The following is a 25,173-nucleotide window of genomic DNA, read 5'->3' as shown; positions in this document are numbered from 1 at the left end:
GATCCTGAGAGAACGATACCCATGACCTTGCCCATCGGCGCGCCGCGCGAATGGACCGGAGAATTCGAGGAAGCGCTGTTTCTCGACGTGGCGCGACGCTATCGTCCGGGCTTCCCGGCCAAGCTCGCCACACCGCCGCGCGAGCCGCGCAACGACGACGAGCTGGCCGCCGTCGCCGACTACTACACGAAGATGGCGTCGCACGACCTGTTCATCGTGCAGGTCGTCGCGAAGGCGATCGACACGCTGTTCCGCGACGATCCGCATTTCCAGCTGATCCTGTCGCGCCAGCTCGGCGACGACGGCGCGCACGCCGTGATCGGCCGCGAACGCGTGACCGAACTGACGGGGCGCGATCCGCTGCCGGAAGTCGACCGGCTCGTCGCCGCGCACTGGGCGCGCATCGGCGACATCGCGGTGCGCGACCTCGCGGGTTTTCTCGCGTTCGAATGGCATTACGAGCTGCATATCCTCGCGAAGCTGTGGATCCAGCGCAAGACCGGCCGCATCGGCGACAGCGCGATGCGCGAGCACGGCGAGAACCGGATCCGGCCGGACGAGGAATGGCATCGCGTGCAGATCGTCCAGTGGTGGTTCGACACGCTGAAGGCGTTGCCGCCCGCCGAGCGCGACGCGCTGATCGATCGCGTGATCGCGGCCGAAGAGGAAACGCAGGCGCGGCTCGACGGGTATCTGCACGACGAGTACGCGCACACCGCGCACGTGTTCGGCGCGGATATCGCCGAATACCGCGCGATCTATGACGACTGGCGGCGCGAGATCCTGGCGCGGCTGACCGGCCGACGGATCGATGCGCTGGTGCCGCTGTCGGGCGAAACCGTTGAACAGGACGCTGTCGCATGAACGATCCCCGCGGCCCGGCGACCTTCGCGCCGGATCCCGACACACCGGCCGTCGATCGCGAGGCGCTGGCGCGCGCGATCGACGCGCTGCGCGTGACCGCCGCCGCGCGCGACCGCGCGGGCGGCCACGCGGCGCAGGAGAAACAGTGGCTTGCCGATGCGGGCCTGCTGACGCTCGCGGTGCCGCGCGCGTTCGGCGGGCAGGAAGCGGCGTGGCCCGCGATCTACGACGCGATCCGGCAGGTCGCGCGCGTCGACAGCGCGCTCGCGCATCTCGTCGGGTTCCAGTGCCTGCAGGTCGTGAGCGTCGACGTGTGGGGCAGCGCCGCGCAGCGCGAACGCTACCTGCGCGGCACCGTCGACGCGCGCTGGTGGTGGGGCAATGCGGTCAATCCGCTCGACACGCGGCTCGTGGCGACGGCGACGCCCGACGGCGGCTACCGGCTCGACGGCGTGAAGGGCTTCTGCTCCGGCACGCGCGGCTCGCAGCGGATGACGGTGTCCGCGCATGATCCGGCAACCGGTCGCACCGTGTTCGGCGTCGTGCCGACCGACCGTCCGGGGATCACGGTCAACGAGGACTGGGATCCGGTCGGCCAGCGCCAGACCGACAGCGGCAGCGTGCGCTTCGACGGCGTGACGCTCGCGCCGGACGAGGTGCTGCACCGGTCCGAGGCGCCGCCGACGCCGCGCGCGACGCTGCGCACGCTCGTGTCGCAACTCGTGCTGACGAACCTGTTCGTCGGGCTGGCGGAAGGCGCGCTGGCCGAGGCGCGCGATTACGTGCGGCAGCATGGCCGCCCGTGGATACACGCGGACGTCGCGCAGGCGGAAGACGATCCGTACACGCTGCAGCGCTTCGGCGACATGCGCGTGCGGGCGATTGCCGCGGCAGTATTGGCCGATCGCGCGGCCGAGGCGTTGCAGCGCGCGTGGTCGCGGCAGGACGCGCTGACGGCCGACGAACGCGCCGAAGTGGCGCTTGCGGTATCGGAAGCGAAGATCGTCGCGCAGCGCGCGGCGCTCGACAACGGCGAAGCGCTGTTCGATGCGTGCGGCGCGCGCGCGACGGCCGCGTCGCTCGGCCTCGACCGCTTCTGGCGCAATGCGCGCACGCATACGCTGCACGATCCGCTCGACTACCGGCTGCGCGATGTCGGCCGGTTTGCGCTGACCGCGGAACTACCGCCGGCGTCGCTCTATACGTAAGCGAGCGCGCGTTCCGTCATTGATCGCCGGGCGGCGGGCCGTCCGGCGCGACGGTAGCGGTAGCGGGCGCAGGCCCGGCGGCCAGCGGTGAGCTGCTGTCCGTCCCGGCGCGCTTGTACGACGCGAGTTCGTTCGAATAGCGTGCCGTCCGCACGCCGTTCGTGTCGTAGTACTCTTCGACCGACTTGACCCAGCGGCCGACCGCCGGCACGTACCAGAACGCCTTGTAGGTCTTGCCGGTCCCTTCCGCCGTCCCGTTGTTGTGGCTTTGCATCACGATCGTCGACCCGCCCGCGTTGCGGGACACGCCGGACGTGACCGACTGTCCCGGCGCGGCTTGCGCCTTCCACGTGCCTTCTGCCTCGATCTTGATCGCGTCGAACTTGCCGCCCGTCACGGTGACGGTTTCGGGGCCGACGACCTTGTAACGCGTGTCGTACGCTTCCGACGCATGCTGCGGATTCGGGTGCGATTCGCTGTACTTGATCGTCCAGGTCTTGCCGGCCGTCAGCGGAAACGCCAGCGGGCGGTTCACGACGGTTTCGGTGCCGTTGACGCTGCGCGAACGGCTCCAGTCCGAGTCAACGATCAGTTCGCGCGGCGCCTGCGTCGCGCCGCTTTGCTGCGTTTCGACGTAGATGTGGTCGGACGTGGTGCGCTGCACGGAAATCTGGTCGCGCGTCTGGCGCCAGCCGTTCGGGCCGATTTCGACGGTATTGATGTAGGTCCAGGTATCGCCCGGCTTCAGCGCCGGGGCCGCGATCGACTGGGCCAGCACGATGCCGGGCAGCATCGCGCAGAGTGACAACACGGCAAGGTTTTTCTTTTTCATGATGGGGTGTGGGCAGCCTGCGGTCTCGCCGCAGAGCTTATCAAGCACACCTTTCATTCGGCATGACATGCGCGGTGCCGCCGCCGCCTTCCGCTCGCGTCGAACCGGTGCCCGGCGGGATCGGGAATCGCGCGCCGTGCAAGCGGCATGCTGGACGCGCGGAATGATATGTTATATCGTTGCGATACAATATATCATTCTCTCCTCAACGTCCTCTTCCGGAATCGCCCGATGAGTACCGCACTGCCTCCCTCCACGCGGCTTCCCGTGACCGTCCTGTCCGGCTTCCTCGGCGCGGGCAAGACGACACTGCTCAACCACATCCTCAACAATCGCGAGGGCCGGCGCGTCGCGGTCATCGTCAACGACATGTCCGAGGTCAACATCGATGCCGCGCTCGTCCGCGACGGTGGCGCGGGCCTGTCGCGCACCGACGAGAAGCTGGTCGAGATGAGCAACGGCTGCATCTGCTGCACGCTGCGCGAGGATCTGCTGATCGAGGTCGATCGGCTCGCGCGCGAAGGGCGCTTCGACCAGCTCGTGATCGAATCGACCGGCATCTCGGAGCCGCTGCCGGTGGCCGAGACGTTCACGTTCGAAGGCGAGGACGGCCGCAGTCTCGGCGAAGTCGCGCGGCTCGACACGATGGTGACGGTGGTCGACGCATTCAATTTCCTGCGCGATTACGCGTCGCGCGACAGCCTGCAGTCGCGCGGCGAATCGATGGGCGACGAGGATGCGCGCACGGTCGTCGATCTGCTGATCGACCAGATCGAGTTCTGCGACGTGATCGTGGTCAACAAGATCGACCTGATCGACGCCAGTGCGCGCGAGCGGCTGATCGCGCTGCTGCGCGGGCTGAACCCGCGTGCGCGGATCGAGATCGCCGAATTCGGCAAGGTGCCGCTCGAGCGCGTGCTCGATACGGGCCTGTTCGATTTCGACGAGGCGTCGCGCGCGCCGGGCTGGTTGCGGGAGATGCGCGGCATGCATACGCCGGAAACCGACGAATACGGGATCCGCAGCTTCGTCTATCGCGCGCGGCGGCCGTTCCATCCGCAGCGCTTCTTCGATCTCGTCGAAAGCGAATGGCCGGGCGTCGTCCGCTCGAAAGGGTTCTTCTGGCTGGCCACGCATCCGACCGTCGCCGGGTCGTGGTCGCAGGCCGGCGCGGTCGCGCGGCACGGGCCGGCCGGCCACTGGTGGGCGGCCGTGCCGCCCGAGCGCTGGCCGCAGGACGCCGAAGCCGTCGCGCAGATCCGCGCGCGCTGGGACGAGCGCGTCGGCGACGCGCGCCAGGAGCTCGTGCTGATCGGCATGGACATGGACGAGCCCGCGCTGCGCGGGCGCTTCGACGCGTGTCTCCTGACCGACGCCGAGATGGCCACCGGCCCCGAGCACTGGACCACGTGGGACAGCCCGTTTCGCGACTGGCCCTGACCTGAACGCGCGCTTCCTGCATCGATCCGGATGGAGAAGGCGCGCCACCGGAATCCGAGCATGAATGCAGTCCTTCCCGATGTTTCCCTGACCGATGCGGCGCCGGGCCGCCGCCCGCTCGAATGGGTCGGCATGCAGGGCATCGACCTGCCCGTGACGGTGGCCGAACCCGGCTGCCGGCGCGACGTGCATGCGCGCGCCGACGTCCAGGTCGATCTGCCTGCGCCGGATGTGAAAGGCATTCACATGTCGCGGCTCTACTGGCTGCTCGACTGGCTCGCCGACGGCGAAGCGCTGTCACCGGCCGGTCTGCGGCGCGTGCTGCGTGCGATGGTCGACAGCCATCGCGACTGCGACACGCGCAGCGCGCGTGTGCGGCTGCGCTTCGATCTGCTGGCCCGCCGCACGGCGCTCGTGACCGAGGGGCTGGCCGGGTGGAAGGCGTACCCGGTTCAGGTCGATGCGACGCTTGCGGGCGACGCGTTCGAGTTGCGCGCGCAAGTGACGGTTGCCTATTCGTCGACGTGTCCGTGCTCGGCCGCGTTGTCGCGGCATTGGATCGAACAGGCGTTCCTGACGGCGTTCGAGCGCGAGGCTCGTGTCGAGCCGGCGGCGGTTGCCGCATGGCTGAAACAGCATGCGACGCTGGCCACGCCGCACAGCCAGCGCAGCGAAGCCGTCGTCAGCGTGGCGCTGCCCGCCGATGGCGCGACGCTGGGGCTGATCGACCTGATCGATCGCATCGAGCACGCGCTCGGCACGCCGGTGCAGACGGCCGTCAAGCGCGCGGACGAGCAGGCGTTCGCGGTGCTGAACGGCGGGAACCTGATGTTCGTCGAGGACGCCGCGCGCCGGGTACAGGCTGCGCTGGAAAGTCGTCACGCACACCCGCGCGTTCACGTGCGCCATCTGGAAAGCCTGCATCCGCACGATGCGGTGGCCTGGGCCGCACCGGTTCGCGAAGGCGCCGACGCATGCTGATCCGCAAGCTGTTCCGGTTCGAGAATGCGCACGTCGTGCGCGGCTGCAGCACGCGGCGCTGCTCGCATTCGATCCACGGTCATTCGTACCGCGTCGAGCTGCTGCTCGAAGCGCATGCGCTGGATCACGGGCAGATGATCTACGACTTCGGGCTGCTCAAGGGCGACGTGCGCGACCTGATCGATGCGTTCGACCATGCGGTGACGCTGTGGTCGAACGACGATCCGCGCTACGTCGAAAGCATGCGCAGGCATTCCGAACGCTGGGTGTCGCTGCCCGTGTCGCCGAGCGCCGAGCAGTTCTCGCGTGTGCTGTTCCGGCTCGTCGATGCCGCGTTGTCGTGCACCCGCATGTCGAACGGCGAAGCCGACGTGCGGCTGCATTCGGTCATCGTTCACGAGACCGAGACCGGCTACGCGCAGTGTTTCCGTGACGACGCATTCAACCCGCGCATGGGTCGCATCGACCTCGATGCGATCGTGTTCGCACCGGCCATCGTCGCGCAGTGGCGCGATCCGGGCCTGTTCGAGCGGCTCAGGCGCGGCCATCTCGTTTCCCAGAAGGAATCCTCATGATCCGCAAGAACCCGCGCGGCGACCTGCCGCAGATTCATCCGAACGCGTTCGTCGATCCGACCGCCATCCTGTGCGGGCTCGTGATCGTCGAGGAGAACGTGTTCATCGGTCCGTACGCGGTGATCCGCGCCGACGAAACGGATGCCGACGGCCAGATCGCGCCGATCGTGATCGGCGCGCATTCGAACATCCAGGACGGCGTCGTGATCCATTCGAAGTCGGGCGCGAGCGTGACGATCGGCCGTCATACGTCGATTGCGCATCGCGCGATCGTCCACGGGCCGTGCAAGGTCGGCGACGGCGTGTTCGTCGGGTTCAACAGCGTGCTGTTCAACTGCACGATCGACGACGGCTGCGTCGTGCGCTACAACGCGGTCGTCGACGGCTGTCACCTGCCGCCCGGCTTTTACGTGCGTTCGACCGAGCGCATCGGGCCGGAAACCGATCTTGCCGCGTTGCCGCAGGTCACGGCCGACGCGAGCGATTTCTCCGAGGACGTCGCGCGCACGAACAATGCGCTGGTGCTCGGCTACAAGCACATCCAGAACGAGTTCTGAGTCATGGGCGAGTGGATGCGACGTGAAGCAACCGACGTGCCGAAGCGCCGCCACGTCGACCTGCTCGTGCATGGCGGCGCGGTGATGACGCCCAACGGCGCCGAACGGATCGACGTCGCGTGCGCGGATGGCCGCGTCGTCGCGCTGGGTGCACTGCAGGGCACCTGGAGTGCCGACGTCGTGCTCGATGCGCGTGGACTGCATGTGCTGCCGGGCGTCGTCGACAGCCAGGTGCATTTTCGCGAACCGGGGCTGACGCACAAGGAGACCATCGAGGCCGGCACGCGCGGCGCGGTGCTCGGCGGCGTCACGACGATCTTCGAGATGCCCAACACGCATCCGCTGACGTTGAGCGGGCAGGATCTGCAGGCGAAGCTGGACCTTGCACGCGGCCGTGCGTGGTGCGACTACGCGTTCTACATCGGCGGCTCGGCCGTGAACGCCGAACGGCTGCCGGACCTCGAGCGCCTGCCCGGCTGCGCGGGCGTGAAGGTGTTCATGGGGAGTTCGTTCGGCGATCTGCTGGCCGACGACGAAACCGTGTTGCGCCGGATCCTGCGCAACGGGCGGCGGCGCATGGCCGTGCATGCGGAGGACGAGGCGCGGCTGCGCGAGCGCAAGGCGATCGTGGAAGCGAGCGGCGACGTGCGCGACCATCCGCGCTGGCGCGACGAGGAAAGCGCGCTGAGCGCGACGCGGCGCATCGTCGGGCTGGCTGCCGAGACCGGCCGCCGGCTGCACGTGCTGCATGTGTCCACGGCGGACGAGATGGCGTTTCTTGCGCAACATCGGCGGCGCGTGACGGTCGAAGTCACGCCGCACCACCTGAGCCTGCATGCGCCCGATTGCTACGAGCGGCTCGGCACGTTCGCGCAGATGAATCCGCCCGTGCGCGAACGGCATCATCGGGATGCGCTGTGGCGGGCCGTCCGCGATGGCGTGGTCGACGTGATCGGCAGCGATCATGCGCCGCATACGCGTGACGAAAAACGCCGCCCGTATCCGCAGTCGCCAAGCGGGATGACCGGCGTGCAGACGCTGTTGCCGCTGCTGCTCGACCACGTGCATGCGGGCCGGTTGAGCCTCGAACGGCTGGTCGACCTGACCAGCGCCGGGCCGGCGCGCATTTTCGGCATCGAAGGGAAGGGGCGCATCGCGCCGGGCTACGACGCCGATTTCAGCATCGTCGACCTGCGCGCGCGGCGGATCATTCGCGACGACTGGATCGCCAGCGTGAGCGGCTGGACGCCTTACGACGGATGCGCGGTCACGGGCTGGCCCGTGCATACGGTTGTGCGCGGGCAGGTCGTCGTGAGAGACGGTGCGCTGAACGGGCAGCCGGCCGGGGAGGCCGTGACGTTTCTGGACACCTAGATCGGCAGGCGAACCGTCTGCTTGATGCGCTTCAGCGGAATCTCGGTCTCGACGTTGCGGACGCCTTCGATCTGCGTGAGCGTCTCCATCTGGAAGCGTTGGTAATCGTCGAGATCCCGCGCGATCACGCGCAGCAGATAGTCGTAGCTGCCGGCCATCAGGTGGCATTCGAGCACTTCGGGCGCCTGCTCCATCTCGCGCGCGAAGCGTTCGACGGTCGTCTTGTCCTGGCGCTCGAGCGTGACGCGCACGAACGCGGTGAATCGCAGGTCGACGGCGGCGGGATTCAGCAGCGCGACATACGCGTCGATCACGCCCTGTTCCTCGAGCAGATGCACGCGGCGCAGGCAGGGGGTGGCCGACAGCCCGGCCTGTTGCGCGAGTTCGGCATTGGTCTGGCTCGAATTCTGTTGCAGCGCACGCAGAATGCGCCGGTCGATCGCGTCCAGTTTGGTTGACATTTTTGACTATCGAATCCGTTGATACTGGAGAATAGCTCCAAATCACCTATCTCAAGTAGCCAAATTCGCATCCAATCTCCACGGAAGGGCGCCGATAATCTGACCACCGGCCGGGCGATTCCCGCCCGTCGGCGATCCCGTTCAGGAGCTCTCCCATGTCGCATCTATCCTGGCTACCGTTCATCGCAACGTCGCTTCTGATCATCGTCACGCCGGGCCAGGACATGGTTCTCGTGATGTCGCGCACGCTGTCCGGCGGCACGCGCGCGGGCCTCGTGACGGCCGCGGGCGTCAGCGTCGGTCTGCTCGTGCATACGATGCTCGCGACGCTCGGGCTGGGCGCGCTGCTTCAGGCATCCGAATGGCTGTTTACGGCGCTGAAGGTGATCGGCGCGGTGTACCTGCTGTATCTCGGCATCACGCTGTTGCGCTCGTCGGGTGAACGGACGCTCGCGAGCAGCGGCAACGGCGGTGCGCAGGCATCGCGGCTTCGCACGTTCGCGCAAGGCGCGTTGTCCAACGTGTCGAATCCGAAGGTCGCGCTTTTCTATCTGGCGTTCCTGCCGCAATTCGTGCCGGCGGGCGCCGCACATCCGATGCTGTCGCTGTTCGTGCTGGGCGCGACGTTTGCCGGCCTGACGTTTCTCGTCAAGGGGCCCGTCGCGTTGTTCGCCGGCCTGCTGTCGGCGTCGATCCGCCGCAACCCGCGCATCCTGACGCGCATGCATCGCGTCAGCGGCGTGGTCCTGCTGGGGCTTGGTGTGAAGCTGGCGCTCGAGCGCCGCTGATCGCCGTTACCTCGACGCGTGCCGCCGGCGCGATGGCGCCGACAGCACGCGTTACTGTGCCGGCGATGCGTCCGCCAGCGCCCGCATCGCGTCCACCGTGTCCGGATTCGCCGGAAAGAACGCCTCGATCGCGAGTTCCGACAGCGTCACGTCGACCGGCGTGCCGAACACCGTCGTCGTGCTGAAGAACGTCAGTTCGCCGGCCGCGGTGCGCAGCCGCAGCGGCACGGCGATATCCGCGAAATCGGCGCGCGCCGGCGGGTCGTCGGGCTGGCCGGCCGGCGCCGGATACGCGGCGAGCTCGTCGCGCAGCGCATGCAACGTGCGGTCGCCGCTCGCATCGATCTGCCGTTGCAGCCGATGCAGGATGTGCGCGCGCCATTCATGCCAGTTGACGATCTGCGGCGCGAGGCCGTCCGGATGCAGGCTCAGCCGCAGCACGTTGACGGGCGGCTGCAGCAGCGCCGGATCGGCCTGCGCGACCAGCGCGCCGAGCATCCGGTTCGCGGCGAGTAGCGTCCAGTGGCGGTCCACTGCGAGCGCCGGGTACGGCTCGTGGCCGCGCAGCACCGCTTCGACCGCGTGGCGCGCGGCATCGAGCTGCGGGTCCGAAAACGGCCGTTCGCGAAACAGCGGCGCGAAACCGGCCGCGACGAGCAGCGCATTGCGTTCGCGCAGCGGCACGTCGAGGCGCTCGGCGAGATGCAGCACCATGTCGCGGCTCGGCTGCGCGCGACCCGATTCGACGAAGCTGAGGTGGCGCGCGGACACTTCCGCGTCGAGCGCGAGCGCCATCTGGCTCAGGCGCCGGCGTTGCCGCCACGTGCGCAGCAGCGGGCCGATGCCGGACGCGCGGCCGGCGGACGGAGTGGGCGAATGGAGGGCGGCGGTCGGGTTCATGATGCCGATGATAGGCAATCCCGCGCGCCTTGGGCATTACCTGCCAGGTAAGCATCGCGCTGCTCCCCGGGCGCGGGCGAGTCGCGGCGCTGCGTTACCATGACGACCGTGCCAACTGAGAGGCGGCACCGGGCCCGCGAGACCACGCATGGGCCGGTTGCCGTGCACATTCACAACAAGGCATTCCAGGGGAATCCAACAATGAAAAAACTTGCCGTCCGGCTCGCCTGCGTGGCGACGCTCGCACTTGCCGCGACCAGCGGCCACGCGCAGACCGAAGCTGCGCAGGTGGAAATGAGGGCCGCTGCCGCGGCTGCCAACGAAGCGGTCGTGAAAGGGCCGACCGACATCGACGTGAAACACGAAGCCGTGCTGAAGCTGAAGGCCGGCGAGTCGTTCGTGCCGGCCGCGGAAGCCGGCCGCTACCTGCGCTCGATGGGCAACTCGATCGACGAATCGAAACTGGTCGGCCTCGTGCTGCCCGACGACCCCGACGCCGACTGGATTTCCGTCGTGTCGTTCGAGCCGAGCGGCTATATCCGCGACGACGACGCAAAGGACTGGAAGCCCGACGAACTGCTGAAAAGCCTGCAGTCCGGCACCGAGGAAGACAACCCCGGGCGCAAGGAGCGCGGCCTGCCGGAAACCGAAGTGGTCGGCTGGGCGAAGGCTCCCGCGTACGACGCGGCCACGCACCGGCTCGTGTGGTCCGCGATCATCCGCGACAAGGGCGCGGCGCCGAACGCCGAGAACGACGGCGTGAACTACCGGACGCTCGTGCTCGGCCGCGACGGCTACCTGTCGCTGACGATGGCGTCGACGCTTGCCGACCTGCCGAAATACAAGGCGTCGGCCGACGACCTGCTGTCGAACATCCGCTTCAACGACGGCAAGCGCTACGCCGACTTCAACAAGTCGACCGACCACGTTGCCGAGTACGGCCTCGCGGCGCTGATCGTCGGCGTCGGCGCGAAGAAGCTCGGCCTGCTCGCGCTGATCGGCGCGTTCGCGGTGAAGTTCTTCAAGATCGGCGCGGTCGCGCTGCTGGCCGGCGGCGCGGCGCTCAAGCGCTTCTTCGGGCGCAAGCCGAAGCCGGCCGCGGTGCCGGCCGTCGCCGACGCGTCCGACGCAGCCGTCACGGAGCGCAAGGAATGACGAAGCTGTTGCTGCTGATCTTCGGCGGCCTCAAGCTTGGCAAGGTGCTCGTGTCGGCGGGCACCATGCTCGCGTCGATCGCGGTCTATGCGCTGTTCTACGGCTGGCGGTTCGCGGCCGGTTTCGTCGCGCTGCTGCTGGTGCACGAGGCCGGTCACTACATTGCCGCGCAGCGGCGCGGGCTCGACGTCGGGCTGCCGACCTTCATTCCGTTCGTCGGCGCGTGGATCCAGTTGAAGGAGCTGCCGCACGATGCGGAAACCGAGGCGTACGTCGGGCTGGCCGGGCCGTTTGTCGGCACGCTCGGCGCGCTGGCCTGCTACGCGGCCGCGCGCCACTACGACAGCAACCTGTTGCTCGCGCTGTCGTATACGGGTTTCTTCCTGAACCTGTTCAATATGATTCCGCTGTCGCCGTTCGACGGCGGACGGATCACTGCTGTGCTGTCGCCGCGCATCTGGTTCGCGGGCGTACCCGTGCTGATTGCGCTGTTCGTGTATCGCCCGAGCCCGCTGCTGATCGTGATGGCGATCCTCGCGCTGCCGCAACTGCGGCGCGCATGGCGCTTCGATCCCGACGCGCCGGAGAACCGCGTGTACTACGCGACGTCGGTCGAGACGAAGACGACCTACGCACTCTGCTACGTTGGCCTGCTCGCGTTTCTTGCGCTGATGACGTCCGGCGTGCACGACATGCTGAGCGTCGCGCATTCGTCGACCTGATGCAAGAACGGCGGCCGCGTGAAAGCGGCCGCCGTTCCTTGGGAGGTCGATCCTCAGGCGTCGCGATGACGCAATTCGACGCGTTTGATGTCCTTCACGATCACGAGATAGCTGAACACGGTGACGAGCGCATTCAGCCCGACGAACACGAGCGCGCCGTTGAACGAGCCGCTCGCGCCGACGAGGTAGCCGATCGCGATCGGCGCGACGATGCCCGCGGTATTGCCGAACATGTTGAACAGGCTGCCCGACAACCCGATCGCTTCCTTCGGCGCGGTGTCGGCGACGACGGCCCAGCCGAGCGAGCCGATTCCCTTGCCGAAGAACGACACGGCCATCAGCACGATCACGAGCACTTCGCTGTCGACATAGTTGCAGCCGATGATCGCCATCGACAGCGCCATCCCGCCGACGATCGGAATCTTGCGCGCGAGCGTCAGCGACACGCCGCGCCGGATCAAACCATCCGACAGCAACCCGCCGAGTACGCCGCCGAGGAACCCGCAGATCGCGGGCAGCGACGTCATGAAGCCCGCCTTCAGCAGCGACATCCCGCGTGCCTGCACGAGGTAGATCGGGAACCAGGTGAGGAAGAAGTACGTGAGCACGTTCACGCAGTACTGGCCGAGGTACACGCCGATCAGCATCCGGTTCGACAGCAACTGGCGCACGTAGTACCAGCCGGCGACGCGGCTGCCCTCCGCGCGCGTGCCGTCGGCGCCGCGCACCGTGGAGCGCACGAGCCCGCCGCCCTGTTCGATATGGTCGAGTTCCGCACGGTTCACGGCCGGATGGTCGGCCGGGTCTTTCATGACGCGCAGCCACAGGCACGCGAGCGCGATGCCGGCCAGGCCGAGCCACAGGTACACCTGGTGCCAGCCGTACGCATGCGTGAGCCATGCCATCAGCGGCGAGAACACGACGGCCGCGAAGTACTGCGCGGCATTGAAGATCGCCGACGCGGTGCCGCGCTCGGCGGTCGGGAACCAGTTTGCGACGACTTTTGCATTGGCGGGGAACGCGGGCGCTTCGGCGATGCCGACCGCGAAGCGCATCGCGAACAGCGCGGCGACCGCGAACGCGGCGCTGCCGCCGAGGCCGATCGTGCTTTGCAGCAGCGTGAACGCCGACCACAGGAAGATGCTCGCCGCGTACACGCGCCGCGCGCCGAAGCGGTCGAGCAGCCAGCCGCTCGGCAGTTGCGCGAGCACGTATGCCCAGCTGAACGCCGAGAAGATGTAGCCCATCGTCACCGGATCGATGCCGAATGCCTTGCGGATCGGCGTGCCGGTGATCGACAGCGTCGCGCGGTCCGCATAGTTGAGCGTCGTGACGACGAACAGCATCGCCAGGATCCAGTAACGCACGGCGGTCCGGCGCGCGGTGCGCGCGAGGTCGAGCGGAAGATCGCGAGGGGTGGTTTGATTAGGCACTTTAATGTACGTCGTCGTATGACATGAGCCGAAGTTTATGAGCAATGCCCGGACGCAGAAACCTCGGGTTTTCCCTCTGGAAGATCCCGTGAGACGGTTAATATTTCGCGGTTAGACTGACCGGGTAAGGATCTCGAGCCTATCGGCAGTTGCCCGGCCGGTGGTCCAAAACATGAAATGATGTCGGCAGACATCGTATCTGTTGGGCTACAATGGGCAATCCATTCCCGAACCACGGAGCACACCCCATGCAACTGACAGGAGAGATGCTGATCGGCGCCGACGCAGTGGCCGGCTCGGCCGGAACCTTGCGCGCGTTCGACCCGACGAAGGGCGCGCCGATCGACGCGCCGGCATTCGGCGTCGCGACGCAGGCCGATGTCGACCGCGCGTGCGAACTCGCGCGCGACGCGTTCGATGCGTACCGCGCGCAGCCGCTCGCGGCCCGCGCGGCGTTTCTCGACGCGATCGCCGATGAAATCGTCGCGCTCGGCGACGCGCTGATCGAGCGCGCGCACGCCGAAACGGGCCTGCCCGTCGCGCGGCTGCAGGGCGAGCGCGGCCGCACCGTCGGCCAGCTCCGGCTGTTCGCACGCGTCGTGCGCGACGGGCGCTTCCTCGCCGCGTCCATCGATCCCGCGCAGCCCGCGCGCACGCCGCTGCCGCGTTCGGACCTGCGCTTGCAGAAAGTCGCGCTCGGGCCCGTCGTCGTGTTCGGCGCGAGCAACTTCCCGCTCGCATTCTCGGTGGCCGGCGGCGATACCGCGTCGGCACTCGCGGCCGGCTGCCCGGTGATCGTGAAGGCGCACGAGGCGCACCTCGGCACGTCCGAACTGGTCGGCCGCGCGATTCGCGCCGCCGTCGCGAAAACCGGCATGCCGGCAGGCGTGTTCTCGCTGCTGGTGGGCCCCGGCCGCGTGATCGGCGCGGCACTCGTCAGCCATCCGGCGGTCCAGGCTGTCGGCTTCACCGGTTCGCGGCAGGGGGGCATGGCGCTTGTGCACCTCGCGAATGCGCGTCCGCAGCCGATTCCCGTCTACGCGGAAATGAGCAGCATCAACCCGGTCGTGCTGTTCCCGGCCGCGCTTGCCGCGCGCGGCGACGCGATCGCGACGGGCTTCGTCGATTCGCTGACGCTCGGCGTCGGCCAGTTCTGTACGAACCCGGGCCTCGTGCTGGCGATCGACGGCCCCGATCTCGACCGCTTCGAAACCGTCGCCGCGCAGGCGCTCGCGAAGAAGCCGGCCGGCGTGATGCTCACGCGCGGCATTGCCGATGCGTACCGCAACGGCCGCGGCAAGCTGGCCGAACTGGCGGGCGTGCGCGAAGTCGGCGCGGGCGAGGCGGCGCAGACCGAATGCCAGGCGGGCGGCGCGCTGTACGAAGTCGCCGCGCAGGCGTTCCTGGCCGAGCAGGCGTTCAGCCACGAGGTGTTCGGGCCGGCGTCGCTGATCGTGCGTTGCCGCGATCTCGACGAAGTCGCGCGCGTGCTCGACGCGCTCGAAGGCCAGCTGACCGCCACGCTGCAGATGGACGCCGACGACAAGCCGCTCGCACGCCGTCTGCTGCCGATCCTCGAACGCAAGGCCGGGCGTCTGCTCGTCAACGGCTATCCGACCGGCGTCGAGGTGTGCGATGCGATGGTGCATGGCGGCCCGTTCCCCGCGACGTCGAACCCGGCCGTCACGTCGGTCGGCGCAACGGCGATCGAGCGTTTCCTGCGGCCCGTGTGCTACCAGGATTTCCCGGACGACCTGCTGCCCGACGGGTTGCAGGACGGCAATCCGCTGGCGATTCCGCGTCTGCGGGACGGGAAGGCGGAATAACGGGAGGCAGCCCGTCGCCGAGCGCCGGGCTGCTCGCCGGATGAGCGAAAGCGGAGGCGGCCGGCAGGTCGCCTCCGCTTTTTTCAGGGTGCCTTTCGCGTCGCCGGAATTTCTCCTACAGTAGCGATGCCTCGGGCCGCCCGGCCCGCAGGCGAGCCTGAGAGACCGACAAAAGACAACGAGGGAACCCTCCAATGAACATCAACAAGCGTGGCGATCACCTGTTCGCGGCCGGATTGTGGAAAGCGATCGGCGACGTCGCGACATCCGTGCGCACCCAGATCGGCCAGTACAGCGAAGGGCGCGTGCTCGCGAACGCGCTGCAGGAATTCCAGCGCGACCTCGGCGGCAGCGAATTCGACGTAACGATCAACCAGGGGCGGCTCGTCATGGGCGCCGACGCGCATTCGCTCGTGTTCGGACAGGCTGTCCGCCGTTTCCGGCAGGACATGGAAGCGCTGGTGTTCGCGCTTCAGTACCGGCGCGGCATCGACGAACGCGACCCGGGCCTGCGCACCGAGGCGCTGATGCAGGCGAACAGCCAGCTCGCGACCGCGAAGCAGTCGGCGACGATCACGGTCGGCCGTTTCTTCGATGCGGTCGTCGACCGCGACGTGCTCGGGCAGATCCTCGACGGCGAATCGAAATCGCGCGCACGGACGGGCGCGCAGGGCCAGATCGCGGCGACACGGGTGAAGCTGGGGAACGTGCGCTACCGGATCGTCGGGATCATCGCGCAGATGTGACGGCGACGGCATGCATCGCGGCGGATGCGTGCGTCATTGCGGAAAAGAAAGGGAAGGCAACAAACGATCGCGGCCGGCGAGTGCCGGCCGCGATGCAGGATTGCCGGCCGCGCCGCCGGCGAACCTCGCTTACTGCGGGCCCATCTTCTTGATCAGCACGTCGAGCTCGGCCGCTTCCGCGTCGGTGAGGTCGATGAGCGGCGCACGCACCGGTCCCGCGTCGTGGCCGACGAGCTTCGCGCCCGCCTTGACGATGCTGACCGCATAGCCCGCGCGGCGGTTGCGGATCTTCAGGTACGGCAGGAAGAAATCGTCGATCAGGCGGCCGACCGTCGCGTGGTCGTCCTTTGCGATCGCTTCGTAGAATTCCATTGCCGTCTTCGGGATGAAGTTGAACACGGCCGACGAGTACACCGGCACGCCGAGCGCCTTGTACGCGGCGGCATAGACTTCCGCCGTCGGCAGGCCGCCGAGGTACGCGAACCGGTCGCCGAGGCGGCGGCGGATCGTGACCATGCTCTCGATCTCGCCGACGCCGTCCTTGAAGCCGATCAAGTTCGGGCAACGGTCGGCGAGGCGCTCGAGCATGTCGGCGTTCAGCTTCGAATTCGCGCGGTTGTACACCACCACACCGATCTTCAGCGCGCGGCACACCTGCTCGACGTGCTCGGCGATCCCTTCCTGGCTCGCTTCGGTCAGGTAGTGCGGCATCAGCAGCACGCCGCTTGCGCCGAGGCGCTCGGCTTCCTGCGCATATTCGATCGCGACGCGCGTCGCGCCGCCCGCGCCGGCGAGGATCGGCACCTTGCCCTTGCAGGTTTCCGTCGCGACGCGGATCACGTCCGAATACTCGCGCTGCGTGAGCGAGAAGAATTCGCCGGTGCCGCCGGCCGCGAACAGCGCGCTCGCGCCGTACGGCGCCAGCCATTCCAGGCGCTCGGCGTAGGTGGTCGGGCGGAAGCTGCCGTCGGCGTCGAAATCCGTCAGCGGAAACGACAGCAGGCCGTGGGAGATGATCTGTTTGAGTTCTTGCGGTGAAGTCATGGTTGGGGTCGTCCGTCTAGCGCGAGTGCTGGGTTCGTCGGGAACGGCATACGAGCCGAATTGGCGATGTCGTTGTATGTCATCGTACAACGAGGGGAAGGGTGGCGCAAGCGGTTTGCTGGCCGATCAAGGGTAGGGTCTTTCCGGATAAGGGTTTACGCAGCATCGCCGGTTGAGGTTGAATGTCGTATGATGACTAACAATATGGCCGATTGCCTTCAGGAATTGCAATGACTGCTTCCCCTCTCTACATCCGCGTGCACCCGGACGACAACGTTGCGATCGTCGTCAACGACGGCGGCCTGCCCGAAGGTGCGACGTTCGCCGACGGGCTGACGCTGTGCGAAGGCGTGCCGCAAGGGCACAAGGTCGCGCTCGTCGATCTCGCGGCCGGCGACCCGGTCGTCCGCTACAACGTGGTGATCGGCTACGCGCTGACCGACCTGCGGCGCGGCAGCTGGGTCAACGAGCGCACGATGCGCATGCCCGAGCCGCCGGGGCTCGACGACCTGCCGCTCGCGACGCGTGCCGCGCCGCCGCTCGAGCCGCTCGAAGGCTATACGTTCGAGGGCTTCCGCAACGCCGACGGCTCGGTCGGCACGCGCAACATCCTCGCGATCACGACGACCGTGCAGTGCGTGTCGGGCGTCGTCGAGCATGCGGTGAAGCGGATCAAGGACGAACTGCTGCCGCGCTACCCGAACGTCGACGATGTGGTCGGGCTCGAGCACACGTACGGCTGCGGCGTCGCGATCGACGCGCCCGACGCCGACATCCCGATCCGCACGCTGCGCAACATCAGCCTGAATCCGAACTTCGGCGGCGAAGTGATGACCGTGAGCCTCGGCTGCGAGAAGCTGCAGCCCGAGCGCCTGTTGCCGCCCGGCGCGATTCCGGTGACCGCCGACGGCGCGGCCGGCAACGGCGGCGTCGTGTGCCTGCAGGACGCCGCGCACGTCGGCTTCAACTCGATGATCGACTCGATCATGAAGATGGCCGAAGCGCATCTCGAGCGGCTGAACCGCCGCCGCCGCGAGACGTGCCCGGCGTCTGATCTCGTCGTCGGCGTGCAGTGCGGCGGCAGCGACGCGTTTTCGGGGCTCACCGCGAACCCGGCCGTCGGCTTCGCGGCCGACCTGCTCGTGCGGGCCGGCGCGACGATCATGTTCTCGGAAGTGACCGAAGTGCGCGACGGCGTCGCGCAGCTCACGTCGCGTGCGGCGAACGAGGACGTTGCGCGCGAGATCATCCGCGAGATGGACTGGTACGACCGCTACCTGCAGCGCGGCCGCGTCGACCGCAGCGCGAACACGACGCCCGGCAACAAGAAGGGCGGCCTGTCGAACATCGTCGAGAAGGCGATGGGGTCGATCGTGAAGTCGGGCAGCGCGCCGATCGCCGGCGTCGTGCGTCCCGGCGATCGCGCGCGGCAGAAGGGGCTGCTGTACGCGGCGACGCCCGCGAGCGATTTCATCTGCGGCACGCTGCAGCTCGCGGCCGGGATGAACCTGCACATCTTCACGACGGGCCGCGGCACGCCGTATGGCCTCGCGCAGGTACCGGTGATCAAGGTTGCGACGCGCAGCGATCTCGCGCGCCGCTGGCACGACCTGATGGATCTCGACGCGGGGCAGATCGCGACCGGCGCGGCGACGATCGAGGACACGGGCTGGGAACTGTTCCGGCTGATGCTCGACGTCGCGAGCGGCAAGCGCCGCACGTGGGCCGAGCAATGGAAGCTCGCGAATGCGCTGACGCTGTTCAATCCGGCGCCGGTGACCTGATACGCGCCGGCGTGGCAGCAGGACGGTGCGGGCGCCTTCGGGCGCCCGTTTTCATTGCGGCGCGCCGCCGCGGCCGCCGATCGTCACTCGATGCCGATCGGCAGCGACAGCCCCACCTTCACGCGCGACATCACCACCATCGTCTCGAAGTGACGGATGTTGTGGTGCTGCCGGAACACGCGCGTGGAAAATTCTTCGTAATGGTCGATGTCGCGCATCGCGATCATCAGCACGAAATCGGCGCGGCCCGTCACCACGTAGCACTGCATGACTTCCGGCAGCGATTTCAGGAACCGCTTGAATTCGTCGAGCAGGTCGACGCGTTCGCGCTCCACCTGGACGAGCACGAGCATGGTCAGCGGGAGGCCGACCTTGTTCGGATCGACGACGGAAACGTCCTGCTGGATATAGCGCTCGTCGCGCAGCCGCTTCACGCGGCGCAGGCACGCGGGCGGGCTCAGACCGATCTCGGCGGCGAGCGCCTGGTTGGTGATCTGGTTGTCGTGCTGGAGACGGGCGAGGATCCGCAGATCGAAGTCGTCGAGCGGCGCGGCAATGGAATTCATCGGATTTCCTTTCGGGAGAAAAAACGAAACAAATTCACGCATGGAGCCGTGTGATGTTTATCGGATTTCGTAGCGGCTGCCGATAATCGTAGCATCCGTCAACGACGAAGCTGCGAGGAAATCATCATGCGTTCCCGACGTCTGCTGCTGGCGCTTGCGCCGCTTGTGCTGGCCGTTCCCGCGTTCGGCGCGGATACGGTCGTGGTGGGTTTTGCCGGCGCGCTCACGGGCGCCCAGGCACATTTCGGCGAGGACAGCGCGCGGGGCATCCGGCTCGCGATCGACGAAATCAACGCGGGCCATCCAAGCGTCGCCGGGCATCCGGTCACGTTCGCGCTCGACGCGCAGGACGATCAGGCCGACCCGAAGGTCGCGACGACGGTTGCGCAGCGTTTCGTCGACACGCACGTCAGCGCCGTGATCGGCCACCAGAATTCGGGGACGTCGATCGCCGTCGCGCGGCTCTACGCGACGGCGAACATCGCGGAACTGACGCCGTCGGCGACCAATCCGGCGTTCACGCGTCTTGGCTATCGCACCACGTTCCGGTTGCTCGCGAACGACGACTTTCTCGGGCAGGCTGTCGCCCGCTATGCGGTCGGGCAGTTGCATGCGCGCCGCATCGGCGTCGTCGACGATCGAACGGCGTACGGGCAAGGCATCGCAGATGTCTTCGTCGGCGCGCTCGGAACCTCCGGCGCAACCGTCGTTGCGCGCGAATACACGACCGACAAGGCGTTCGACTTCGGCGCACCGCTGACGCTGCTCAAGGGCAACGCGCCCGATGCGATCTTCTTCGGCGGCATGGATACGCAGGGCGGTCCGATGCTCAGGCAGATGAGGAAGTTGCGGATGGCCGCGCCGCTGCTGGGCGGCGACGGCCTGTGCACGCACGAGATCCTGAAGCTGGCCGGCGACGCGCTCGACGGCAACCTCGTGTGCGCGGACGGCGGCCGGAGCCTTGCGAAGATGCCGGGCGGCCCGGCCTTCGCGGCACGCTTCACGCAGAAATACGGCGCCCCCGTGCAGCTTTACGCGCCCTATGCGTACGACGCGATGATGGCCGTCTACCACGCGGTCCTGCTCGCGCAGTCCACCGATCCCGCGAAGATCGTCGATGCGCTGCATCGTGTCGACTTCCAGGGCGTGACCGGCCGGATTGCATTCGACGCGAACGGCGAACTGCGCAATCCGGCGGCAACGATTTCGACGTTCAAAGGCGGCAACAAGGTGACTTTGTCGGAGGTAGTCAAATGAATACGCGAATTCTTCCCGTGGGGACGGCATCGTTGCGCGCCGTCGCACGGCCGGTCGACGACGTTGCCGCTCCCGCGGTGCGCGAAGCGGCAGGCGCACTGCGCGCCGCGCTGCGTGCGTTTCGCGACGAACACGGCTTCGGTCGCGCGGTGGCCGCGCCGCAGATCGGCATCGGGCAGCGGATGATCGCGCTCGCGCTGGATGGCTGGCCCGACGTGATCGTGAACCCCGAGATCGTGTGGCGCAGCGACGCGCGGATGACGCTGTGGGACGACTGCATGTGCTTTCCGGATCTGTTCGTGCGCGTCGAGCGCCATGCGTCGGTGAGCGTGCGCTACACGACACTGGACGGCGAGCCGCATCAGCGCGACGCACTGTCACCGGCCGAATCGGAGCTGATGCAGCACGAAATCGATCATCTCGACGGCAAGCTGTCGTTCGATCGTGCGGCCGGGCCGAATGCGGTCGTGCATCGCAGCGTGTTCGATGCCGATTCTCCGTCGTTCGCCGCGCAGGTCGACTACACGCCGAACGCTCCCGGGGAGACGCACATGGCACCGCATGGCATTCCGTCCGTCGAGGCTCCCGCGTTTCCGCAGGGCGCCGCCTACATGAACGGCCGCTTCATCCCGATCGCCGATGCGCGGGTATCGGTGCTCGACTGGGGTTTCCTGCATTCCGATGTCACGTACGACACCGTGCACGTATGGAACGGCCGCTTCTTCCGGCTCGACCAGCACATCGCGCGGTTCAGGCGCTCGCTTGCGAGGCTGCGGCTGAACGTGTCGCTGAGCGACGATGCGCTTCGCGACATCCTCGTCGAATGCGTGCGCCGCTCGGGCCTGCGCAATGCGTACGTCGAGATGCTGTGTACGCGCGGGGTATCGCCCACCTTCAGTCGCGACCCGCGCGACGCCGTGAACCAGTTCATCGCGTTCGCGGTGCCGTACGGTTCGGTTGCGAACGAGCGGCAACTGCGCGAGGGCCTGCACCTGCACCTGATCGACGACGTGCGGCGGATTCCCCCGGAATCGGTCGATCCGCAGATCAAGAATTACCACTGGCTCGACCTCGTCGCGGGGCTGCTGAAGGGCTATGACGCGGGTGCGGAGTCGGTCTTGCTGAGATGCACGGACGGCAGCATCGCGGAAGGGCCCGGGTTCAACGTGTTCGTCGTGCACGACGGCCGGCTGCGGACGCCCGACCGCGGCGTGCTGCACGGCATCACGCGGCAAAGCGTGTTCGAGCTGGCGGCGTCGATGGGCATCGACGCGCAGGCCGCGCGCATCGACGACGCGCAACTGCGCGACGCGGACGAAGTGTTCATCACATCGACGGCCGGCGGGATCATGCCCGTCACGCGGCTGAACGGCGCGGCGATCGGCGACGGCCGGCCGGGCCCGTTGACGCGCCGGCTGTTCGACGCGTACTGGGCGAAGCACGAGGATCCGGCGTGGAGCCTGGCGGTGGACGGCGCGACCGGCTGATCGCGGCGGCTCGGGCGCGATTTCCTTACCTGTCACGTAATCGACCGCCCGCGCGAGCCCGGCGACGATAGCGGCACGCGAACCCGAAACGTTCGCGGCCTCGTCCCCTCATCGACACAAGGAGCCTCGCCATGAACACCGCCCAATCCGCTTCGTCCGTTCACGCCGACCTGATCGACCGCTACTTTGACGTATGGAACGAATCCGACGCCGCGCGCCGCCGCGCGCTGATCGATGCGACCTACGCAAGCGACGCGGCGTATCGCGATCCGCTGATGGCCGGCGACGGCCACGCAGGCATCGACACGATGATTGCCGCCGTGCAGGAGCGCTTCCCGGCATACCGCTTCCGCCGCACGACCGACGTCGACGCATTCGGCCAGTACTTGCGGTTCTCGTGGGCACTCGTGTCGCCCGACGGCGCGCCGATCGTGAAGGGCTCGGACTTCGGCACCGTCGACGCATCGGGCCGCCTCGCGTCGGTCACGGGTTTCATCGATGAAATGCCGGCCGCGGCGTCGTGACGCGAGCGGTGCATGCACAACAGCGGCCGGGATCGGGTAACGTTATGCGGTTTGTTCCTGATCCCGGAGACTAGCCGACATGCTGAAGAATCTCGACCCGCTGCTGCACGCCGACATCCTGCACACGCTGCGCGCGATGGGCCACGGTGACGAAATTGCGATCTGCGACGCGAATTTCCCGGCGGAATCCGTCGCGGAGCACACGGTGGTCGGCCGCGCGCTGCGGATCGACGGCGCCGATTCGGCGCGCGTCGTGCGAGCGGTGCTGTCCGTGCTGCCGCTCGACACGTTCGTCGACACGCCCGCATGGCGGATGGAAGTCGTCGGCGACGCGGCCGCGGTGCCGCCCGTGCAGCGCGAGGTGCAGGCCGAGATCGATCGCGCGGAAGGGCGCGCGGTGCCGCTCGCGGGCATCGACCGTTTCGCGTTCTACGAACGCGCGCAACAGGCGTACGCGGTGATCGTCACCGGCGAGCTGCGCGGCTACGGCTGCTTCATCTTCAAGAAAGGCGTGCTGTTGAGCGACGCGGGCTGAACGTCCGCGTCGACACCTTTTTCGTGCCGCCGCCAGCGGGCCGCGCGGCGGCCGCCGTGTAAAGATTTGCTACAACCTTTTTCTTGGACACGGCCGCAAGACCCTCTATGCTGGCCCATTTGCCGCGGGCCCCGCAGGGTTGCGCGGCCCGAGCTTCACGGGCGCGCCCCGTGCGGCCGGCCGAATTGCATACGAGGAGAGAGGCATGACGCGTTCCGTCGATTCCGGCGTCATTTTTTTCGCACGCCTGGCGCTGGCGGCGTTGTTCCTGTGGGGCGGCATCATGAAGCTGCTCGGCTACAGCGACTTCGTCGCGTATCTGCACGGGATGAACGTGCCCTATCAACAGGTCGTTGCGCCGATCGTCGTCGCGATCGAGGGGCTGGGCGGTCTGCTGCTGATCGTGGGCTACAAGGTTCGCCCGCTCGCGTTGGTGATGGCGGTCTACACGATCGCGACTGCAATGGTCGGGCACAATTTCTGGGACGCGACGAACGCCGCCGTCCAGCACGACATGGTGATCCACTTCTGGAAGAACGTGGCGATCGCCGGCGGCTTCCTGCTGCTGTTCGTCACCGGGGCCGGCGGCGCGAGCATCGACGCGCTGCGCCGGCCCAGTTCGTCGTACGGCGTGCTGCGTTGAACTGAGCCGATTCGCGCCGTCGTGCTGAAGCAAGACAAAAGGGCCGAATCCCGCACGTCGCGGGATTCGGCCCTTTGTTCATGAGGCCGGCGCGTGCGCGCCGACGTTCAGTGCGTGTCTTTCACGTCCTTCGCATCTTTCGAGAACTGCACGGCGATCGCGCCGAGCACGCAGATCACCGCGACATACACGACCGGTGCGAGCGGATTCGACTTCATCATCAGCGACACGATCACCGGCGTGAGGCCGCCGAAGATCGCATAGGCGACGTTGTACGAGAACGAGATGCCCGAGAAGCGCACGACCGCCGGGAAGCTCTTGACCATCACGAACGGCACCGCGCCGATCGTGCCGACCATGAAGCCCGCGATCCCGTAGTAGAGCGGCAGCGTCGACGCGTCGGCCGCGACCTGCACGAACAGCAGGTAGTAGCACGCGGCGAGCCCGATGCCGCCGATGCCGAGCACGCGCTTCGCGCCGATCATGCCCGCGAGCGAACCGGCGGTGATGCAGCCGGCCGTCAGGCACAGCGTCGCGACGCTGTTCGCGAACAGCGTCGTCGCGGGCGTCAGGTGGAACTGCTTTTGCAGCAGCGCGGGCGTCATCAGGATCACGACGACGATCGCGGCCGACAGCATCCACGTGAGCAGCATCGACACGATCACCGCGCGGCCGTGGTCGCGCAGCACGGCCTTCAGCGGAATCTCGGCCGCGAGCGCCTTCTTCGCCTTCATCTCGGCGAACACCGGCGTTTCGTGCAGCCAGCGGCGCAGGTACACGGAGAACAGCCCGAACACGCCGCCGAGCAGGAACGGGATGCGCCACGCGAACGCGCCGACTTCGGCGGCCGAGTAGCGGCTGTTGATGCCGGCCGCGACGAGCGAGCCGAGCAGGATGCCGGCCGTGAGGCCTGCGGTCAGCGTGCCGCATGCGTAGCCGATGTGGCGCGACGGCACGTGCTCGGACACGAACACCCACGCGCCCGGCACTTCGCCGCCGACCGCCGCGCCCTGCAGCACGCGGAACAGCAGCAGCAACACCGGCGCGAGGATGCCGATCGTGTCGTAGGTCGGCAGCAGGCCCATCAGCAGCGTCGGTACCGACATCATCAGCACGCTCAGCGTGAACATCCGCTTGCGGCCGAACAGGTCGCCGAAGTGCGCCATGATCACGCCGCCGAGCGGGCGCGCGAGATAGCCGGCCGCGAAGATGCCGAACGTCTGCAGCTGGCGCAGCCAGTCGGGAATGTCGTGCGGGAAGAAGAGTTGTCCTATCGCCGGCGCGAAGAACACGAAGATGATGAAGTCGTAGAACTCGAGGGCGCCGCCGAGTGCGGCAAGGCCAAGGGTCTTGTAGTCGCTGCGCGTGAGCGCGCGTTCGGCGGCGCGAGGCACGCCGCTCAATTCGGAAGCTTGCATGGTCAGGACGATCGGTTTTCGAATGTTGTTGTCGGTGCTGCGTCTCCAGGGCC

General features: G+C 67.6%; 25 protein-coding genes. 18 read left to right on the top strand and 7 right to left on the bottom strand.

The window, feature by feature from the left end; genetic code table 11:
- Positions 1 to 21 precede the first annotated feature (21 nt).
- A complete protein-coding gene (locus BLA15945_RS25830; RefSeq protein ID WP_174993713.1) occupies positions 22 to 864 on the top strand; it encodes a hypothetical protein in 843 nt (280 codons plus the stop codon).
- The gene (locus tag BLA15945_RS25825) at positions 861 to 2,072 is read left to right on the top strand and encodes an acyl-CoA dehydrogenase family protein (RefSeq protein WP_174993712.1); all 1,212 of its coding nucleotides are present in this window, start codon (positions 861 to 863) and stop codon (positions 2,070 to 2,072) included. Before BLA15945_RS25830 ends, BLA15945_RS25825 begins: the two co-directional genes overlap by 4 nt.
- 16 nt (positions 2,073 to 2,088) lie before the next feature.
- Here BLA15945_RS25825 and BLA15945_RS25820 read toward each other — a convergent pair whose 3' ends face one another.
- On the bottom strand, positions 2,089 to 2,904 hold the full coding sequence (locus BLA15945_RS25820; protein ID WP_174993711.1) for a hypothetical protein: 816 nt from the start codon (positions 2,902 to 2,904) through the stop codon (positions 2,089 to 2,091).
- Positions 2,905 to 3,135: 231 nt separating this feature from the next.
- Here BLA15945_RS25820 and zigA point away from each other — a divergent pair, with 231 nt between their 5' ends.
- The 5 genes from zigA to BLA15945_RS25795 are packed head-to-tail and all read left to right on the top strand — an operon-like array spanning position 3,136 to position 7,831.
- Positions 3,136 to 4,344: a zinc metallochaperone GTPase ZigA gene (gene zigA / locus BLA15945_RS25815; protein ID WP_174993710.1), complete on the top strand. Its 1,209-nt coding sequence runs from the start codon at positions 3,136 to 3,138 to the stop codon at positions 4,342 to 4,344.
- Between the two features lie 60 nt (positions 4,345 to 4,404).
- Positions 4,405 to 5,325: a GTP cyclohydrolase FolE2 gene (folE2, locus tag BLA15945_RS25810; RefSeq protein WP_174993709.1), complete on the top strand. Its 921-nt coding sequence runs from the start codon at positions 4,405 to 4,407 to the stop codon at positions 5,323 to 5,325.
- Positions 5,319 to 5,900, top strand: coding sequence for a 6-pyruvoyl trahydropterin synthase family protein (locus tag BLA15945_RS25805; RefSeq protein ID WP_174993708.1), 582 nt, complete (start codon positions 5,319 to 5,321; stop codon positions 5,898 to 5,900). Before folE2 ends, BLA15945_RS25805 begins: the two co-directional genes overlap by 7 nt.
- Positions 5,897 to 6,457 (top strand): gamma carbonic anhydrase family protein, encoded by a 561-nt coding sequence (locus BLA15945_RS25800; RefSeq protein WP_059238830.1) that lies wholly within the window; start codon positions 5,897 to 5,899, stop codon positions 6,455 to 6,457. The genes BLA15945_RS25805 and BLA15945_RS25800 overlap by 4 nt, the downstream gene beginning before the upstream one ends.
- 3 nt (positions 6,458 to 6,460) lie before the next feature.
- Positions 6,461 to 7,831 carry a dihydroorotase gene (locus BLA15945_RS25795; protein ID WP_174993707.1) on the top strand — a complete coding sequence of 457 codons (1,371 nt, stop codon included), beginning with the start codon at positions 6,461 to 6,463 and terminating at the stop codon, positions 7,829 to 7,831.
- On the opposite strand, the gene BLA15945_RS25790 is transcribed toward BLA15945_RS25795, so the two are convergent.
- Positions 7,828 to 8,292, bottom strand: coding sequence for an Lrp/AsnC family transcriptional regulator (locus BLA15945_RS25790; RefSeq protein WP_174993706.1), 465 nt, complete (start codon positions 8,290 to 8,292; stop codon positions 7,828 to 7,830). The genes BLA15945_RS25795 and BLA15945_RS25790 overlap by 4 nt on opposite strands.
- 155 nt (positions 8,293 to 8,447) lie before the next feature.
- On the opposite strand from BLA15945_RS25790, the gene BLA15945_RS25785 reads away from it, so the two are divergent.
- Positions 8,448 to 9,080, top strand: a complete 633-nt coding sequence (locus tag BLA15945_RS25785) for a LysE family translocator (RefSeq protein WP_174993705.1) — start codon at positions 8,448 to 8,450, stop codon at positions 9,078 to 9,080.
- Positions 9,081 to 9,131: 51 nt separating this feature from the next.
- Here BLA15945_RS25785 and BLA15945_RS25780 read toward each other — a convergent pair whose 3' ends face one another.
- Complete coding sequence (locus BLA15945_RS25780) at positions 9,132 to 9,980, bottom strand: helix-turn-helix domain-containing protein (RefSeq protein WP_174993762.1); 849 nt, start codon at positions 9,978 to 9,980, stop codon at positions 9,132 to 9,134.
- Between the two features lie 201 nt (positions 9,981 to 10,181).
- Between BLA15945_RS25780 and BLA15945_RS25775 the strand changes: the two genes are divergently transcribed.
- On the top strand, positions 10,182 to 11,135 hold the full coding sequence (locus BLA15945_RS25775) for a DUF2167 domain-containing protein (protein WP_059238839.1): 954 nt from the start codon (positions 10,182 to 10,184) through the stop codon (positions 11,133 to 11,135).
- A complete protein-coding gene (locus BLA15945_RS25770; RefSeq protein ID WP_174993704.1) occupies positions 11,132 to 11,857 on the top strand; it encodes a site-2 protease family protein in 726 nt (241 codons plus the stop codon). Before BLA15945_RS25775 ends, BLA15945_RS25770 begins: the two co-directional genes overlap by 4 nt.
- A 53-nt stretch (positions 11,858 to 11,910) precedes the next feature.
- On the opposite strand, the gene BLA15945_RS25765 is transcribed toward BLA15945_RS25770, so the two are convergent.
- Positions 11,911 to 13,290, bottom strand: a complete 1,380-nt coding sequence (locus BLA15945_RS25765) for an MFS transporter (RefSeq protein WP_174993703.1) — start codon at positions 13,288 to 13,290, stop codon at positions 11,911 to 11,913.
- 248 nt (positions 13,291 to 13,538) lie between these two features.
- Here BLA15945_RS25765 and BLA15945_RS25760 point away from each other — a divergent pair, with 248 nt between their 5' ends.
- Together BLA15945_RS25760 and BLA15945_RS25755 are read left to right on the top strand one after the other, a co-directional pair.
- Positions 13,539 to 15,116 carry an aldehyde dehydrogenase (NADP(+)) gene (locus tag BLA15945_RS25760; RefSeq protein WP_174993702.1) on the top strand — a complete coding sequence of 526 codons (1,578 nt, stop codon included), beginning with the start codon at positions 13,539 to 13,541 and terminating at the stop codon, positions 15,114 to 15,116.
- Positions 15,117 to 15,310: 194 nt separating this feature from the next.
- Positions 15,311 to 15,862, top strand: a complete 552-nt coding sequence (locus BLA15945_RS25755; protein WP_174993701.1) for a hypothetical protein — start codon at positions 15,311 to 15,313, stop codon at positions 15,860 to 15,862.
- Between the two features lie 129 nt (positions 15,863 to 15,991).
- Here BLA15945_RS25755 and kdgD read toward each other — a convergent pair whose 3' ends face one another.
- Positions 15,992 to 16,906 (bottom strand): 5-dehydro-4-deoxyglucarate dehydratase, encoded by a 915-nt coding sequence (gene kdgD / locus BLA15945_RS25750; protein WP_174993700.1) that lies wholly within the window; start codon positions 16,904 to 16,906, stop codon positions 15,992 to 15,994.
- Between the two features lie 230 nt (positions 16,907 to 17,136).
- Here kdgD and garD point away from each other — a divergent pair, with 230 nt between their 5' ends.
- A complete protein-coding gene (gene garD, locus BLA15945_RS25745; protein ID WP_059238852.1) occupies positions 17,137 to 18,690 on the top strand; it encodes a galactarate dehydratase in 1,554 nt (517 codons plus the stop codon).
- A gap of 83 nt (positions 18,691 to 18,773) precedes the next feature.
- On the opposite strand, the gene BLA15945_RS25740 is transcribed toward garD, so the two are convergent.
- Positions 18,774 to 19,256 (bottom strand): Lrp/AsnC family transcriptional regulator, encoded by a 483-nt coding sequence (locus tag BLA15945_RS25740; protein WP_059238854.1) that lies wholly within the window; start codon positions 19,254 to 19,256, stop codon positions 18,774 to 18,776.
- 126 nt (positions 19,257 to 19,382) lie between these two features.
- On the opposite strand from BLA15945_RS25740, the gene BLA15945_RS25735 reads away from it, so the two are divergent.
- The 5 genes from BLA15945_RS25735 to BLA15945_RS25715 all read left to right on the top strand — a co-directional run bounded on the left by BLA15945_RS25735 (position 19,383) and on the right by BLA15945_RS25715 (position 23,702).
- Positions 19,383 to 20,513 (top strand): branched-chain amino acid ABC transporter substrate-binding protein, encoded by a 1,131-nt coding sequence (locus BLA15945_RS25735; protein WP_059238857.1) that lies wholly within the window; start codon positions 19,383 to 19,385, stop codon positions 20,511 to 20,513.
- Positions 20,510 to 22,000, top strand: coding sequence for an aminotransferase class IV (locus tag BLA15945_RS25730; RefSeq protein WP_174993699.1), 1,491 nt, complete (start codon positions 20,510 to 20,512; stop codon positions 21,998 to 22,000). The genes BLA15945_RS25735 and BLA15945_RS25730 overlap by 4 nt, the downstream gene beginning before the upstream one ends.
- Positions 22,001 to 22,131: 131 nt before the next feature.
- Positions 22,132 to 22,524: a nuclear transport factor 2 family protein gene (locus BLA15945_RS25725; RefSeq protein WP_174993698.1), complete on the top strand. Its 393-nt coding sequence runs from the start codon at positions 22,132 to 22,134 to the stop codon at positions 22,522 to 22,524.
- A gap of 79 nt (positions 22,525 to 22,603) precedes the next feature.
- Positions 22,604 to 23,059 (top strand): RbsD/FucU family protein, encoded by a 456-nt coding sequence (locus tag BLA15945_RS25720; RefSeq protein WP_021159305.1) that lies wholly within the window; start codon positions 22,604 to 22,606, stop codon positions 23,057 to 23,059.
- Between the two features lie 205 nt (positions 23,060 to 23,264).
- Positions 23,265 to 23,702 (top strand): DoxX family protein, encoded by a 438-nt coding sequence (locus tag BLA15945_RS25715; protein WP_059238860.1) that lies wholly within the window; start codon positions 23,265 to 23,267, stop codon positions 23,700 to 23,702.
- 107 nt (positions 23,703 to 23,809) lie between these two features.
- On the opposite strand, the gene BLA15945_RS25710 is transcribed toward BLA15945_RS25715, so the two are convergent.
- A complete protein-coding gene (locus BLA15945_RS25710) occupies positions 23,810 to 25,120 on the bottom strand; it encodes an MFS transporter (protein ID WP_174993697.1) in 1,311 nt (436 codons plus the stop codon).
- Positions 25,121 to 25,173: the final 53 nt, after the last annotated feature.

This window comes from Burkholderia arboris (assembly GCF_902499125.1).
GTDB classification, from domain to species: domain Bacteria; phylum Pseudomonadota; class Gammaproteobacteria; order Burkholderiales; family Burkholderiaceae; genus Burkholderia; species Burkholderia arboris.
This window is presented reverse-complemented; position numbering and strand designations above follow the sequence as displayed.

What these genes read in the sequence shown, in the direction of transcription:
- BLA15945_RS25830 (WP_174993713.1), top strand. Translation starts at nt 22, where the DNA reads ATGACCTTGCCCATCGGCGCGCCGCGCGAATGGACCGGAGAATTCGAG.
- BLA15945_RS25825 (WP_174993712.1), top strand. Translation starts at nt 861, where the DNA reads ATGAACGATCCCCGCGGCCCGGCGACCTTCGCGCCGGATCCCGACACA.
- BLA15945_RS25820 (WP_174993711.1), bottom strand. Translation starts at nt 2,904, where the DNA reads ATGAAAAAGAAAAACCTTGCCGTGTTGTCACTCTGCGCGATGCTGCCC.
- zigA (WP_174993710.1), top strand. Translation starts at nt 3,136, where the DNA reads ATGAGTACCGCACTGCCTCCCTCCACGCGGCTTCCCGTGACCGTCCTG.
- folE2 (WP_174993709.1), top strand. Translation starts at nt 4,405, where the DNA reads ATGAATGCAGTCCTTCCCGATGTTTCCCTGACCGATGCGGCGCCGGGC.
- BLA15945_RS25805 (WP_174993708.1), top strand. Translation starts at nt 5,319, where the DNA reads ATGCTGATCCGCAAGCTGTTCCGGTTCGAGAATGCGCACGTCGTGCGC.
- BLA15945_RS25800 (WP_059238830.1), top strand. Translation starts at nt 5,897, where the DNA reads ATGATCCGCAAGAACCCGCGCGGCGACCTGCCGCAGATTCATCCGAAC.
- BLA15945_RS25795 (WP_174993707.1), top strand. Translation starts at nt 6,461, where the DNA reads ATGGGCGAGTGGATGCGACGTGAAGCAACCGACGTGCCGAAGCGCCGC.
- BLA15945_RS25790 (WP_174993706.1), bottom strand. Translation starts at nt 8,292, where the DNA reads ATGTCAACCAAACTGGACGCGATCGACCGGCGCATTCTGCGTGCGCTG.
- BLA15945_RS25785 (WP_174993705.1), top strand. Translation starts at nt 8,448, where the DNA reads ATGTCGCATCTATCCTGGCTACCGTTCATCGCAACGTCGCTTCTGATC.
- BLA15945_RS25780 (WP_174993762.1), bottom strand. Translation starts at nt 9,980, where the DNA reads ATGAACCCGACCGCCGCCCTCCATTCGCCCACTCCGTCCGCCGGCCGC.
- BLA15945_RS25775 (WP_059238839.1), top strand. Translation starts at nt 10,182, where the DNA reads ATGAAAAAACTTGCCGTCCGGCTCGCCTGCGTGGCGACGCTCGCACTT.
- BLA15945_RS25770 (WP_174993704.1), top strand. Translation starts at nt 11,132, where the DNA reads ATGACGAAGCTGTTGCTGCTGATCTTCGGCGGCCTCAAGCTTGGCAAG.
- BLA15945_RS25760 (WP_174993702.1), top strand. Translation starts at nt 13,539, where the DNA reads ATGCAACTGACAGGAGAGATGCTGATCGGCGCCGACGCAGTGGCCGGC.
- BLA15945_RS25755 (WP_174993701.1), top strand. Translation starts at nt 15,311, where the DNA reads ATGAACATCAACAAGCGTGGCGATCACCTGTTCGCGGCCGGATTGTGG.
- kdgD (WP_174993700.1), bottom strand. Translation starts at nt 16,906, where the DNA reads ATGACTTCACCGCAAGAACTCAAACAGATCATCTCCCACGGCCTGCTG.
- garD (WP_059238852.1), top strand. Translation starts at nt 17,137, where the DNA reads ATGACTGCTTCCCCTCTCTACATCCGCGTGCACCCGGACGACAACGTT.
- BLA15945_RS25740 (WP_059238854.1), bottom strand. Translation starts at nt 19,256, where the DNA reads ATGAATTCCATTGCCGCGCCGCTCGACGACTTCGATCTGCGGATCCTC.
- BLA15945_RS25735 (WP_059238857.1), top strand. Translation starts at nt 19,383, where the DNA reads ATGCGTTCCCGACGTCTGCTGCTGGCGCTTGCGCCGCTTGTGCTGGCC.
- BLA15945_RS25730 (WP_174993699.1), top strand. Translation starts at nt 20,510, where the DNA reads ATGAATACGCGAATTCTTCCCGTGGGGACGGCATCGTTGCGCGCCGTC.
- BLA15945_RS25725 (WP_174993698.1), top strand. Translation starts at nt 22,132, where the DNA reads ATGAACACCGCCCAATCCGCTTCGTCCGTTCACGCCGACCTGATCGAC.
- BLA15945_RS25720 (WP_021159305.1), top strand. Translation starts at nt 22,604, where the DNA reads ATGCTGAAGAATCTCGACCCGCTGCTGCACGCCGACATCCTGCACACG.
- BLA15945_RS25715 (WP_059238860.1), top strand. Translation starts at nt 23,265, where the DNA reads ATGACGCGTTCCGTCGATTCCGGCGTCATTTTTTTCGCACGCCTGGCG.
- BLA15945_RS25710 (WP_174993697.1), bottom strand. Translation starts at nt 25,120, where the DNA reads ATGCAAGCTTCCGAATTGAGCGGCGTGCCTCGCGCCGCCGAACGCGCG.